The following is a 13,508-nucleotide window of genomic DNA, read 5'->3' on the forward strand; positions in this document are numbered from 1 at the left end:
GAGGAAGTTTGTTTCGTTTGCTTTTATTCCTCAAAATGTTTATGTATTTTCGTAATACATATAAACTATTAATTCACCTTCAATCTCTCACTCAAGCATGAAATTTATAGTATTTGCTTTAATATTGCTTTTTTGCAATTATTATAGCTTCTCTCAAGTAGGAATTGGCACTACAAGTCCTAATAATTCAGCTATTTTGGATATAGCATCTACAGATAAAGGCATCCTAATCCCTAGACTAACAACCACTCAAAAAAACTCAATCACCTTACCTGCGACAGGTTTAATGGTGTTTAACACCACAACCAATACATTAGAATTTAATTCTGGCACACCCGCCTCGCCCATATGGAGCAAACTAAATCCAGACTCATCTGTGCATATTGGAAAATTTATAATAACAGGTACGGGAACACAAACAATAACAGGTTTACCCTTTGAGCCATCATCCATTAAATTTTCTGCCCTTCCTAATGTTGAAGCCTATAATGTAAACGCTGATAATGACATAGGAAACAATAATAACACGTTTCAAAACGTGTTTGGGAGCATGTCTGGATATGCAACAAATTACGGCGGGAGTATATTACAACAAGTAATTTTTGTTGGTGGTAGCGGAGCTTCGATTAATGATATTTCGAGATACGCTTCTAATACTAGAGCCATAGGAATAAGATATACAAACAATAACGGAAATAGCTTAGGTTTAACAGCGGCCGAAGTAACAAGTTTTGACTCCAACGGTTTTACCATTAACGTTACAGACCACACGGAGGATATTGTTGTGATTTTTGAAGCTCATAGATAAGTGTCTTGAATAGAAGAGTGCTGTGATAGTAAAAACATATCTTATGTCGTTAACTTGTTCTCTTCGAATTACCTCCATAAATTCTAAAAACCTAAAACCTCAATCGCACTCAAAAATGAAAAATATAATATTTACTATATTATTGCTATTAAGCAACTTTTGCAGCTTCTCTCAAGTTGGTATTGGTACAACAAATCCAGATGATGGTGCAATTTTACAATTAGAAAGTACAACTGGTGCATTTGTTCCCCCACGTGTTACAACTGTACAAATGAATGCCATACCTACGCCTTTAGATGGTGCTTTGGTTTTTAACACTACCAACAACTCGCTTTATACTTATAAAAATTCACATTGGTCTAGCTTAGAAAACAACACGCTTGTGGTTAATCGTGAGTTTGCTAATGGTAATACTGCTCTTTCAACCGCAGATAACACGTACTTCGATTTACCTATTGGTATAAGCGATGTTATTGTGAATAATACAGATGTTTATAATGTAACTGCGAACGGTACAGTTACTATTTTAAAACCTGGAAATTATATGTTTAGTGCATCATTATCTTCTTCCAATTTACCTAAAGGAATTCATAAGTACATTTTAGCTTTAACTATTAACGGAACTTTGGTTGGCTATTTGGTGCGCGGGTACACAGACTTACCCGACACGAATTACTGGGGTACCAGTGGTAACATTATTTATCCGGTAAATGCTAACGACGTTATAAAAATACGCTATGTTTTAAATAATGGGGGAACTGCTATTGCAGCAAAATTTATAAATATTGGTATTACAAAACTTAATTAAAAAACAGCTTAAACATTTTTTAAAGTATTAATTATTCCGTTAAAAAAATATTATTGTACTTCTCAAACATCATTTTTTTTCTTCTTTATTTTTCATGTATTTTTATACAAATTTTATAACATGAGTAAAAAAGAGACATTTTATAATTTTATTACCGAAGGCAACGCTACTAAAGGCGAATTCATTCCTGTTGGAGCAGCTATGTTAGATGGCGAAACCATAACCGGAGCACATGTAAAAATTCCTTTAAAAACCATGAATCGTCATGGTTTAATTGCTGGCGCAACTGGTACTGGAAAAACAAAATCGCTACAAGTTTTAGCCGAAAATTTAAGCGATAAAGGCGTGCCTGTTTTACTCATGGACATAAAAGGCGATTTAAGTGGGATTGCACAACCAAGTCCAGGACATGCTAAAATTGATGAACGCCATGAAAAAATTGGATTGCCTTTCGAAGCTAAGCAATTTCCAGTAGAAGTTTTAACCTTATCGGAACAAAACGGCGTGCGTTTACGTGCTACAATTAGCGAATTTGGCCCTGTTTTATTGTCTCGAATTTTAGATTTAACCGAAACCCAATCAGGCATAATATCGGTTATTTTTCAATATTGCGACAACAATAAATTACCACTTTTAGACTTAAAGGATTTTAAAAAAATATTACAATATGCTACGCAAGAAGGTAAAGCTGAATTTACCGAATCTTACGGACGCATTTCTACTGCTTCAACTGGTGCTATTCTTAGAAAAATTATAGAATTAGAACAACAAGGTGCCGATTTATTTTTTGGTGAAACCTCTTTCGATGTACAAGATTTACTTCGCGTAAACAATGAAGGTCGTGGCTATATCAATATTTTAAGGTTAACCGATATACAAGATAAACCAAAACTATTTTCAACGTTTATGCTGAGTTTGCTTGCCGAAATTTATTCTACTTTCCCAGAACAAGGCGATAGCGACCGACCAGAGTTGGTTATGTTTATAGACGAAGCTCACTTAATTTTTAATGAAGCTTCGAAAGCCTTATTAAATCAAATTGAAAGCATTGTAAAGCTAATACGTAGTAAAGGCGTTGGTTTATATTTTGTAACCCAAAACCCAACCGATGTTCCTGAAGAAGTTTTAGGCCAATTAGGTTTAAAAATTCAGCATGCTTTACGCGCATTTACAGCAAAAGATAGAAAAGCCATAAAATTAACAGCGCAAAACTATCCAGATTCCGAATATTACGATACTACCGAAGTTTTAACCTCTTTAGGAATTGGTGAAGCCTTGGTTTCTGCTCTCGACGAAAAAGGCCGACCAACACCGCTTGCTGCCACCATGATGCGTGCACCAATGAGCCGTATGGATGTGTTAACTAGCGCAGAGTTAAGCACGTTACTATCAAACTCTAAGTTGGTTAAAAAATATAACGAAACCATAGATCGTGAAAGTGCATATGAAATGCTTAACGATAAAATAAAAGCCGCCGAAGCCGAAGAGGCTAAAGAAAAAGCAAAAAAAGAGAAAGAAGCACTTAAAAAAGCAGAAGCCAAAAAGAAAACAACTACAACAAAACGCAGGACAAGCACCCGAATAAATCCTGTTGTTAAAGTACTTACAAGTGCCACGTTTATACGAAGTGTATTTGGTATTTTAACTAAAGTAATGAGCAAATAAACAAGCCTAAACGGCAAAACGAACAACACTAATACTATTATTTAATGCGAAAATTAATTTTTGGCACTATTGCCCTATCTCTCGTACTTACAAATTGTAAAAATGAGCAAGATCCTTTTAAAATTGAAAAACAAAATGTTGGATTATTAACCGATTCTACAAAGGTTAAAGACTTAAAAACTATTTTTGCTAACGATTCTATTTCAAAATTTGAAAGTGGTGAAGACTTTTCAGGAGATATAAATACCATAGAAATTTTTGAAAAAGGAGGCAAAAAACTTCTCGTATTAACACCAGAACGTATTTTAGATTCTACATCGGTTATACAAGGTGTTCAAATTGTAGACTCTCGTTTTAAAACAGATAAAAATATTTCAACCTTAAGTACTTTTAAAGATATTGCTTCGGCGTATAAAATATCTAAAATTAGCAACTTAATTAATTCGGTTTTAATTACAGTAAACGAACTAAATGCAAGTTTCGCAATAGATAAAAAAGAGCTTCCCGCCAATTTAAGATTCGACATGAAACTTCAAATAGAAGAAACCCACATTCCAGATAATGCCAAAGTAAAGTACTTTTTCATTATCTGGTAAAACTATAAAACCTTTATGAATCCTTTCTTATCAAAAATACTTGTCGATATAGCTCGCAAACGTCTTACTGCTAAACAAAAAAGTAAAAAAGGTGTTAGCAAAAAAGAGTTAGTCCTATTGGTAAGAAATCTTCAAGTTGAACTAAAGCATGCTATAAAGGAATATTTTTTTATAGCCGTTGGTGTGTTTTCGGCGGGATTTGGCTTAAAAGGTTTTCTTTTACCTAATAACTTTATTGACGGTGGAGCAACAGGTATTTCGCTGTTATTAACCAATATTACCAATTTGCATTTAGGTGTTCTATTGGTATTAATAAACCTACCATTCATTTTTTTAGCATCACGAACTATTGGTGTAAAATTCGCCCTAAAAAGTATTGTTGCTATTGCTTTCTTAGCTATTGTGGTGCATTTTGTAAATTACCCAACCATTACTCACGATAAGTTACTTATTTCGGTTTTTGGTGGATTTTTTCTTGGTTTAGGCATTGGTATGTCTATGCGTGGTGGCAGTGTTATTGATGGCACAGAGGTTTTAGCAATTTTCTTGAGTCGAAAATTTTCGTTAACCATTGGCGATGTTTTACTAATCATAAATATTTTCATTTTCTCTGTTGGCGCTTATACACTTTCTATCGAAACGGCCTTATACGCTATTTTAACTTATTTATCGGCTGCAAAAACTGTCGATTTTATTGTTGATGGCGTTGAAGAGTACGTTGGTGTAACTATAATTTCTGAAAGACACACCGAATTACAGCACATGATTACCGAAAAACTACGTCGTGCTTGCACTATTTACGCAGGTAAAGGCGGTTACGGCACTAACGGCAAAAGCTACGACAAAGACATAATTTACACCATAGTAACACGTTTAGAACTAGCCAAATTAGAAACAGAAATTGACAAAATTGACAAACAAGCTTTTGTAATTATGGGCGTTGTAAAAGATTTAAAAGGCGGAATGATTAAACGTAAACCCATGAAAGACCATTAATTCTAAAATTAATATGAAAGCTAAAAAATATACCATACAAAACGCTCCATTTGTTGTACCAACAACCGATGGTAAAACCATAAAAGAACACTTTGGCAACGCCACCGATGCCAATTCACAAATTAGTATTGCTCATATGATTGCTCCTCCAGGTTGGAGCGAACCGTTCCAAAAACCAGAATTCGATGAGTACACGTTTATTATTAAGGGCAAAAAACAATTTATAATTGAAGACGAGGTTGTAACTTTGCACGCAGGACAATCTATTAAAATTGAAAAAAATACGCGTGTTCAATATTCCAATCCGTTTCAAGAAGACTGTGAATATTTAGCGATATGCTTACCGGCATTTTCAATGGATTTAGTTCATCGAGAAGCATAGCAAATGAAAAAAATTATACAAAAAAATCTTCCTAAAATAATTGGTACATCGTTAAATACCATAAGTTTTATCGCGCCAAAATATGCGACTACAAAAGCTTTAGATATTTTTATGACGCCTAGAAAAGGGCGCATTCAAGACAAACAAAACGAATTTTTAAACACTGCCTCACAACTTAAATTAGAATATAAAAACCACAGTATTCAAACCTATAATTGGCCTGGAACCGAAAAAACAATTTTATTCGCTCATGGTTGGGAAAGCAACAGCTACCGCTGGAAAGTTTTAATTAATAAGCTCCAAAAATTCAACTATAATCTGGTTGCGCTCGATGGGCCTGCACATGGAAAATCTAGTGGCAATAAATTTAATGCTATTTTATATTCCGAATTTATAAATGTGGTTGCAAACCATTATAAACCTAATATTATAATTGGCCATTCGGTAGGCGGAATGTCTTCTATTTTTTTTCAGCATAACTACCAAATTAAAAGCTTAGAAAAATTAGTACTACTGGGAGCGCCTTCAGAATTTACCAAAATATTTAAAGGCTATGTAAAAATGCTGAATTTCAACAGCAAAATTGAAGATGGTCTTAACAAAATGGTTGAAAAACGATTTGATAATGAAACGGCCTATTTCTCTTCGGCTAATTTTACAAAAAAAATAGAAACAGAAGGCTTAATTATTCACGATAAAAAAGATAAAGTTATTGGTTATGATGAAGCTGAACTTATAGCTAGAAACTATAAAAATTCAACCTTAAAAACAACCGAAGGTTTTGGTCATGGCTTAAAAGATGACAGTATTGATGATGCCATTATAAACTTTATAAACAATTAATTTTGAGCGAGAAATTAACACGATTAAACAAATATTTAAGTGAAGCTGGCTATTGCTCCAGACGGGAAGCCGATAAACTTATTGATGCAGGACGCGTAACCATTAACGGTACTATTCCCGAAATGGGAACCAAAGTTACGCCAAACGACGTTGTAGCCGTTGATGGCGAAATAATTAAAAACACCAAAAAAAGTTTCGTATATCTGGCCTTTAACAAACCTGTTGGCATTGTTTGTACAACCGATACAAACATTGAAAAGGACAATATTATCGATTATATTAACTATCACAAACGTATTTTCCCAATTGGAAGGCTCGACAAACCTAGTGAAGGCTTAATTCTATTAACCGATGATGGCGACATAGTTAACAAAATTTTACGTGCCAGTAATAACCATGAGAAAGAATATTTAGTTACGGTTGATAAGCCTATTTCCCAAACGTTTTTAGAACGCATGTCTCGAGGTATTTATTTAGAAGAACTCAAACAAACGACTAAGCCTTGCGTTGTAAAAAAAGTAAATTCAACAACATTTAAAATTATATTAACTCAAGGTTTAAATAGACAAATACGCAGAATGTGTGCGCATTTAAATTATGAAGTTCAAACACTTAAACGAGTTAGAATAATGAATATTAAACTCGATATGCCGGTTGGTAAATACAGAGAACTAACTCATGAGGAATATAAAAACCTTACTAACCTATTAAGTAATTCTACAAAAGAATTTAAACCTAAAACCCACAGTAGAAAATAGCAGAAAACTAGTTATGTCTTTCTCTCGCAAGTAGTGTATTTTTTAACAACATAGCAATCGTCATCGGTCCTACACCACCAGGAACTGGAGTAATGTAACTGGCTTTTTTGCTTACACTTTCAAAATGTACATCGCCTGCAAGTCTGTAACCATTCTTTTTGGTTTGGTCTGGTACACGTGTAATACCAACATCTATAACAACCACATCTTCTTTCACCATTTCGCCAGTTAAAAACTCAGATATTCCTATTGCAGCTACAATAATATCTGCACCAAGCGTAATTTCTTTTAAGTTTTTAGAACGACTATGAACCACAGTAACTGTAGCATCTCCCGCTTTACGTTTCTGACTCATTAAAATACTCATTGGGCGACCAACAATATGGCTACGCCCCATAACCACCACATTTTTACCCGAAGTTTCCACTTGGTAACGCTCAAGCAATTCCATAATTCCGTATGGCGTTGCGGGTAAAAAGGTTGGTAAATCTAAAGCCATACGACCAACATTTGTAGGATGAAAACCATCCACATCTTTATCTGGATCGATAGCCATTAACACCTTTTGTTCATCAATTTGATCTGGCAAAGGTAACTGCACTATAAAACCATCGATATCTGTATCATTATTAAGCTTATCAATAGTTTTAAGCAACTCATCTTCTGTAGTATATTCGGGTAATTCAATAAGCGTAGATTTAAAACCGATTTTTTCGCAGGCTTTAACTTTTGCATTCACATAAGTCATACTAGCACCATCACTTCCTACTAACACTGCAGCTAAATGAGGTACTTTTTCACCTTTATCAATCATTGCAGTTACATGTTCTGCAATTTCATTTTTAATGTCGTTACTTACTTTTTTACCGTCTAAGATTGTCATAGATTTACTCGAAAAGGCGTAAAAAACGCCAAGTTTATTTTTATTCGTTTTTAAAATGCTTCGACTGCGCTCAGCATGACCTCTAACTTCTAACTTCTAACTTCTAACAAATTAACGCATATTCTTCATCATCTGCATCATCTTTTTGCCGCCACCTCCTTGCATCATTTTCATCATTTTGCTCATTTGGTTAAATTGTTTTAATAACTGATTTACCTCTTGAACCGATGTTCCTGAGCCTTTTGCAACACGCTTTTTTCTACTTGCATTTAATACAGCTGGATTGGTGCGCTCTTTTGGCGTCATGGAGTGAATTATAGCCTCAATACCTTTAAACGCATCATCATCAATATCGACATCTTTCAGCATTTTTCCAGCACCAGGTATCATGCCCATAAGGTCTTTCATGTTACCCATTTTCTTTATTTGCTGAATTTGACTTAAAAAGTCGTCGAAACCAAATTGGTTTTTGGCAATTTTCTTTTGAAGTTTTCTAGCTTCTTCTTCATCAAATTGTTCTTGAGCACGCTCAACAAGCGATACAACATCACCCATTCCTAAAATACGATCAGCCATACGAGATGGGTAAAACACATCTATCGCATCCATTTTTTCTCCTGTACCAATAAATTTAATTGGCTTATTTACAACAGATTTAATGGAAATAGCGGCACCACCACGAGTATCACCATCTAATTTAGTAAGAATAACACCGTCGAAATTTAAAACATCGTTAAAGGCTTTTGCAGTATTTACGGCATCTTGACCCGTCATAGAATCAACTACAAACAATGTTTCTTGAGGTTGAATAGCTTTATGAATGTTCGATATTTCGGTCATCATCGCTTCATCTACAGCTAAACGACCAGCGGTATCAATAATAACCACGTTATGTCCGTTCGATTTTGCATGTGCAATTGCTGCTTGCGAAATAGCCACCGGATCGTTATTTCCTCTATCGCTAAAAACCTCAACACCTATTTGATCTCCAACCACATGAAGCTGATCGATCGCTGCCGGACGATACACATCACAAGCTACTAAAAGTGGTTTTTTGGTTTTCTTATTTTTAAGATAATTAGCCAGTTTTCCTGAAAACGTTGTTTTACCAGAACCCTGTAAACCAGACATTAAAATAACACTTGGCGTTCCCGATAAATTAATTCCTTCGGCATCGCCTCCCATTAATTCGGTTAACTCATCTTTTACAATTTTAACCATTAATTGCCCTGGTTGCAACGTTGTTAATACGTCTTGACCCAGCGCTTTTTCTTTAACAGTATTGGTAAATTGCTTAGCTATTTTAAAGTTAACATCGGCATCTAGTAAGGCGCGCCTAACTTCTTTTAAAGTCTCGGCAACATTTACTTCTGTTATACTCCCGTGCCCTTTTAATACGTGTAAGGCTTTATCTAATTTATCGCTTAAATTATTAAACATAATTATCTTGAAATTTTAAGAAATGCAAATTTAATAATTTGATGTGTAAATATTGAAGTTTAAACCTATAAAGTGAATAAAAAGACTGAATTAAAAACACAATACCATTTAAATACCGTTTATCGAAAATTAAAATTATTATTGCGCTTTAAGCATCTAATTATAAAAGTGTAACGTATATAAATACAATTAATCCGCCTGCAAATTATTTCGTTTAACAATAAAATAATGCAACACAACTAAATTAATACCTACTAACGTAACCTAACCGAAAATTGTTTTTATGGCGTCACTCAATCCGCTTAACGGAAATTTAGACTTAAGAAAAGCCAAGCATTTACTAAGAAGAGCAACATTTAACTTTTCTAAAAACCAATTAGAAAGTTTTACTGGCACAACCGCTCTCAATGCTGTAAACACCTTATTCACTCCAACAACAAACGCCTTACCAGAACCTTACGACCCTTTACCAACAGACGCACCTGATGGCTTTTGGACTAGCGCACCAGAATTACCAAACACTTTCGATGACCAACGAAGAAAACGAGCAGTAATAACTGGTTGGTGGTGGCATAATGCCATGAGTGAAACCAGTTTAAAACATAAGCTTTCATTTTTTCTTCACACTTGTTTTACCGTAGCTAAAGATGATGGCGCCGGAGCCGCTACCTATTATTACGACTACCTACGTTTACTAGAATTTTACGCATTTGGCAGTATAAAAAGTTTAGCAAAAAAAATACCGCTAGATAATGCCATGCTTGAGTATTTAGACAATACAAGAAACAACAAAAACAACCCAAACGAGAATTTCGCTCGGGAATTTCTTGAGCTTTTCACAATTTTAGAAGGCGAACAATTAGGAGCAGGAAACTACACTAATTATACAGAAACAGATATTCAACAAGCTGCAAAAGTGCTTTCGGGTTATAAAATACAAGAGGACCGGAGTATTATTGATGCCGAAACTGGCCTGCCAACTGGTTATATAAATGAAGATTTACACGATACCGACAATAAAACCTTTAGCGCTGCTTTTGGAAATGCAACTATAACTGGAAGAAATTCTCCTCCAGAAATTATTGATGAATTAAGCGATTTTGTAGATATGGTTTTTTCGCAAGAAGAAACAGCTAAAGCGTACTGCCGAAAATTATACAGATATTTTGTAAAAAGTAATTGGGACGATGAAGTTGAAACAGATATTATTACACCTTTAGCACAACAACTTATAAGCAACGATTACAACCTCGAACCAGTGGTAAAAACATTGCTTTGTAGCCAACATTTTTATGATGCCGACGATACAGATGCCGCCGATGAAATTATAGGCAGCATCATTAAAAACCCGTTACAACACCTCTCTGAAATGTGCGCCATGTTTAACGTTTCTTACCCCAACCCAACTACCGATGCTTTAAATTTTTACAATGATTTCTTTTTTAGGTTTATACATAACACCTATTTTCTGTTTGCAGGAATGGGATTTTTTAACCCCGAAGAAGTAGCTGGATATCCTGCTTATTACCAAGAACCACTTTACGACCGAAACTGGTTTTCATCTAACACCTTAATTGGCAGATACAGACTTATAGAAAGCTTTATTGCAGGAGAAAACACGATTAGCAATGGCGATATTCATGCTATAATTGATACCGTAAAATTTGTAGAAGATAATATTGCAAACGCTTCAGATCCTGTTTTACTGGTTACAGAAATCGCCGATTTATTATATCCTGAAGCTATAGATGAAGACCGAACAAATTATTTTAAAAGCTTTTTAGTTGAAGATGGTTTTCCAGATTATTATTGGACAGGAACCTGGAATAACTACCTAAGCTCCAACGACAATGTAACCGTAAAAATACGCCTTGACGCCTTAATTACCGCAATGGTTAATGCTGCCGAATTTCAATTAATGTAAACTATGAACAGACGTAACTTTATAAAACTTTCGGCAACTGCTTCTGTTATGGGTTTAACGCCTATACAACTGCAAGCTGCTTTAAAAACATTTGCACCTTATTTAGAGTGCCCCGATATTTCTAACCGTAAGCTTATTTTAATAAACTTAGCAGGTGGTAACGATGGCCTAAACACAGTTGTACCATTAAATCAATACGATTTGTATAGCAACTTACGCCCCACTATAAAAGTACCTATTTCTGGAAGCAACAAGTATTTGACTCTCGACAGCACACTGCCAGAAAACCAACAAATCGGGCTTAATCCAGCCTTAAAAGGCATGAAAAGTCTTTATGATAAAGGTTGGCTTCGTGTTTTACAATCGGTTGGTTATCCGTCGCAAAATCGTGGTCATTTTACATCAACCGATTTATATTTATCGGGTAACGATGGTAATAGTTTATTAAACGGTGCAGAAACTGGCTGGATGGGACGTTTCATGGAGCTTTACTATTCCGAATTAATTGTAGAATCGTATCCTTTAGGTATTCAAATTGGCTCAAATAACACATCGTTAGGGTTTCATGGCGAAGAAGCTCATGGCTTATCAATAAATTTAACGAGACAAGACGCAGGCGGATTTTATTCTATTTTAAATGGTTTAGCCGGTGAACCGCCTTTAAATTTCCCAGATTCAGATTACGGCGACCAGCTTCGTTTTTTAACCGGAACAGACGCGCTAACAAACACCTACGCACAATACATTTCTGCAGCATTCGAAAAAGGTGAAAACACTGTAACATATCCAGATACCGATTTATCAAATCAACTAAAAACTGTAGCCCGATTAATAAGTGGCGATTTAGGAACCAAAATTTATTTAGTTCGCATTTCTGGTTTCGACACACACGATGCTCAAGTTCAAGACCTTGGAGGTGTAGATGGATTACATTATAACTTATTATCTAATTTATCGGAAAGCGTTGAAGCCTTTATAACCGATTTAGACCGACAAAACCTATCGGAAGACGTCGTAGGTCTAACTTTCTCCGAATTTGGAAGAAAAGCAAAAGAAAATGGCAACATGGGAACCGATCATGGTGAAATTGCGCCTATGTTTGTTTTTGGAAAAGCGGTTAAAGGTGGCGTTTCTGGAGAAAACCCCGATTTAACTGAAGCGACAAGCTATAACAACTACCAATTAAAAACCGTACAATTTGATTATAGACAAACATTCGCTACACTGCTTCAAAATTTTATTGGAGCCGACAATGCTATAATTGATGCCACATTTTTCAACCATACCCTAAACGATAGTTTTAATAATTTAAAAGTAGACGACCTAATAAAAAGCGCCTACAATGTTACTACTGGTTGTGTTCCCGTAACAAACAATCCGTTAGGCGAAGATAAATTATGGCTAGTTTACCCTAACCCTTTTAAAACCACCATAAATATATCTGGAGTTAATGTTGTTGAAAGTATTTCGTATAGAATTTACAGCGCCTCTGGTGTTTTACTTATTGAAAGCACCGACTTGGTCGACGAAGGTAAAGTTACCTTAAACCTCTCTCAATTTAGTAATGGCGTTTATTTTTTCGTAATTCTTTCTGGCGATAAAAAAGAAGTTCATAAAATTATAAAAACGTAGCTATCGGCATGAAAATTTTAAAACACTTTTTCATAACCTTTATATTAGGCTTTTGCTTGGTTTCGTGTAACAGAAACAAACCTGTTTACGATATTACCAGAACACCTACCGAACCTGTTACTTACAAATGGTGGATTTTAACGCATAAAAACTATCAAAAACCAGGTATTTATTTATACGATGAGGAAGCCAATGATATTGTACTAGAACTAAGTTTACCAGAGGATTTACAATCGCCGCATGCCTTAGCTTTTGATGGCGAATACTTATGGGTTGGTGGTAACGGAGAAAACGAGTCGATGTACCAAATACATCCAGACACTGGAGACATAGTAAACATCATTCCTAATATAATAACTGAAGGCATTGCTGTAAAAGACAATAACCTTTATTATTGCAACTTAAACACGATAAATGTTATAACAAAAAACGGAAGCTTTGTTGATACTTTTGAAACAGAAAATACAACCTTAAATATTTCTGATATTACCATTTTTGAAAACAACTTGTATTATTTAAGATATTCTGAAACTGAACCCGTTATAAAATTAAACTTAAACACGTTTTCCGAAACACCAATAACTGGCTTAACTACCTCTGGAACGTATTGTTTAAGCTATTTTGATTATGAGCTAATTACTGTTTCTGCCTTAAACGAAATAAACCATAATAGCATACAAAGCGGTGATTTACTAAGCAGTTCCCCTACTATTATTGAAGGTTGGATAACCGCTATAACACCGCATTTTACAGCAGAATAAACATAACTCGAA

At 34.9% G+C, this 13,508-nt stretch carries 13 protein-coding genes; 11 read left to right on the top strand and 2 right to left on the bottom strand.

Translation table 11 applies throughout. From position 1 onward, the window contains the following. Positions 1-97: 97 nt before the first annotated feature. The 8 genes from PW52_RS17155 (at position 98) to rluF (ending at position 6,856) form a co-directional block, all read left to right on the top strand. Complete coding sequence (locus tag PW52_RS17155) at positions 98-808, top strand: hypothetical protein (protein ID WP_052823453.1); 711 nt, start codon at positions 98-100, stop codon at positions 806-808. 115 nt (positions 809-923) lie between these two features. Continuing rightward, complete coding sequence (locus PW52_RS09680) at positions 924-1,616, top strand: hypothetical protein (RefSeq protein ID WP_131453995.1); 693 nt, start codon at positions 924-926, stop codon at positions 1,614-1,616. Between the two features lie 120 nt (positions 1,617-1,736). Beyond that, positions 1,737-3,281 carry a helicase HerA-like domain-containing protein gene (locus PW52_RS09685; RefSeq protein ID WP_044632748.1) on the top strand — a complete coding sequence of 515 codons (1,545 nt, stop codon included), beginning with the start codon at positions 1,737-1,739 and terminating at the stop codon, positions 3,279-3,281. 44 nt (positions 3,282-3,325) lie between these two features. Then, the gene (locus PW52_RS09690; RefSeq protein WP_044632749.1) at positions 3,326-3,877 is read left to right on the top strand and encodes a hypothetical protein; all 552 of its coding nucleotides are present in this window, start codon (positions 3,326-3,328) and stop codon (positions 3,875-3,877) included. A 15-nt stretch (positions 3,878-3,892) separates the two neighbouring features. Beyond that, complete coding sequence (locus tag PW52_RS09695; protein WP_044632750.1) at positions 3,893-4,873, top strand: YitT family protein; 981 nt, start codon at positions 3,893-3,895, stop codon at positions 4,871-4,873. A gap of 13 nt (positions 4,874-4,886) precedes the next feature. Next, positions 4,887-5,255, top strand: coding sequence for a cupin domain-containing protein (locus tag PW52_RS09700; protein WP_044632751.1), 369 nt, complete (start codon positions 4,887-4,889; stop codon positions 5,253-5,255). A 3-nt stretch (positions 5,256-5,258) separates the two neighbouring features. After that, the gene (locus PW52_RS09705) at positions 5,259-6,098 is read left to right on the top strand and encodes an alpha/beta hydrolase (RefSeq protein ID WP_044632752.1); all 840 of its coding nucleotides are present in this window, start codon (positions 5,259-5,261) and stop codon (positions 6,096-6,098) included. 2 nt (positions 6,099-6,100) lie between these two features. After that, on the top strand, positions 6,101-6,856 hold the full coding sequence (rluF, locus tag PW52_RS09710; RefSeq protein WP_044632753.1) for a 23S rRNA pseudouridine(2604) synthase RluF: 756 nt from the start codon (positions 6,101-6,103) through the stop codon (positions 6,854-6,856). Positions 6,857-6,863: 7 nt separating this feature from the next. Here the strand turns inward: rluF and folD are convergent, their stop codons facing one another. Next, positions 6,864-7,739: a bifunctional methylenetetrahydrofolate dehydrogenase/methenyltetrahydrofolate cyclohydrolase FolD gene (gene folD / locus PW52_RS09715; RefSeq protein WP_044632754.1), complete on the bottom strand. Its 876-nt coding sequence runs from the start codon at positions 7,737-7,739 to the stop codon at positions 6,864-6,866. Positions 7,740-7,850: 111 nt separating this feature from the next. Further along, positions 7,851-9,179, bottom strand: coding sequence for a signal recognition particle protein (gene ffh, locus PW52_RS09720; RefSeq protein ID WP_044632755.1), 1,329 nt, complete (start codon positions 9,177-9,179; stop codon positions 7,851-7,853). A gap of 283 nt (positions 9,180-9,462) precedes the next feature. Here ffh and PW52_RS09725 point away from each other — a divergent pair, with 283 nt between their 5' ends. From PW52_RS09725 to PW52_RS09735, 3 genes are read left to right on the top strand one after another with little or no spacing between them, the layout of a single operon-like run. Further along, positions 9,463-11,103: a DUF1800 family protein gene (locus PW52_RS09725; protein WP_044632756.1), complete on the top strand. Its 1,641-nt coding sequence runs from the start codon at positions 9,463-9,465 to the stop codon at positions 11,101-11,103. A gap of 3 nt (positions 11,104-11,106) precedes the next feature. After that, a complete protein-coding gene (locus tag PW52_RS09730) occupies positions 11,107-12,735 on the top strand; it encodes a DUF1501 domain-containing protein (protein ID WP_044632757.1) in 1,629 nt (542 codons plus the stop codon). An 8-nt stretch (positions 12,736-12,743) separates the two neighbouring features. Beyond that, entirely contained in the window at positions 12,744-13,496 is a 753-nt protein-coding gene (locus PW52_RS09735; protein WP_131453996.1) for an NHL repeat-containing protein, read from the top strand. Positions 13,497-13,508 lie beyond the last annotated feature (12 nt).

This window comes from Neotamlana sedimentorum (genome assembly GCF_000943565.1).
Classification (GTDB): domain Bacteria; phylum Bacteroidota; class Bacteroidia; order Flavobacteriales; family Flavobacteriaceae; genus Neotamlana; species Neotamlana sedimentorum.

Coding starts and splice junctions, on each gene's coding strand:
- PW52_RS17155 (WP_052823453.1), top strand. CDS start 98: ATGAAATTTATAGTATTTGCTTTAATATTGCTTTTTTGCAATTATTAT.
- PW52_RS09680 (WP_131453995.1), top strand. CDS start 924: ATGAAAAATATAATATTTACTATATTATTGCTATTAAGCAACTTTTGC.
- PW52_RS09685 (WP_044632748.1), top strand. CDS start 1,737: ATGAGTAAAAAAGAGACATTTTATAATTTTATTACCGAAGGCAACGCT.
- PW52_RS09690 (WP_044632749.1), top strand. CDS start 3,326: ATGCGAAAATTAATTTTTGGCACTATTGCCCTATCTCTCGTACTTACA.
- PW52_RS09695 (WP_044632750.1), top strand. CDS start 3,893: ATGAATCCTTTCTTATCAAAAATACTTGTCGATATAGCTCGCAAACGT.
- PW52_RS09700 (WP_044632751.1), top strand. CDS start 4,887: ATGAAAGCTAAAAAATATACCATACAAAACGCTCCATTTGTTGTACCA.
- PW52_RS09705 (WP_044632752.1), top strand. CDS start 5,259: ATGAAAAAAATTATACAAAAAAATCTTCCTAAAATAATTGGTACATCG.
- folD (WP_044632754.1), bottom strand. CDS start 7,739: ATGACAATCTTAGACGGTAAAAAAGTAAGTAACGACATTAAAAATGAA.
- ffh (WP_044632755.1), bottom strand. CDS start 9,179: ATGTTTAATAATTTAAGCGATAAATTAGATAAAGCCTTACACGTATTA.
- PW52_RS09725 (WP_044632756.1), top strand. CDS start 9,463: ATGGCGTCACTCAATCCGCTTAACGGAAATTTAGACTTAAGAAAAGCC.
- PW52_RS09730 (WP_044632757.1), top strand. CDS start 11,107: ATGAACAGACGTAACTTTATAAAACTTTCGGCAACTGCTTCTGTTATG.
- PW52_RS09735 (WP_131453996.1), top strand. CDS start 12,744: ATGAAAATTTTAAAACACTTTTTCATAACCTTTATATTAGGCTTTTGC.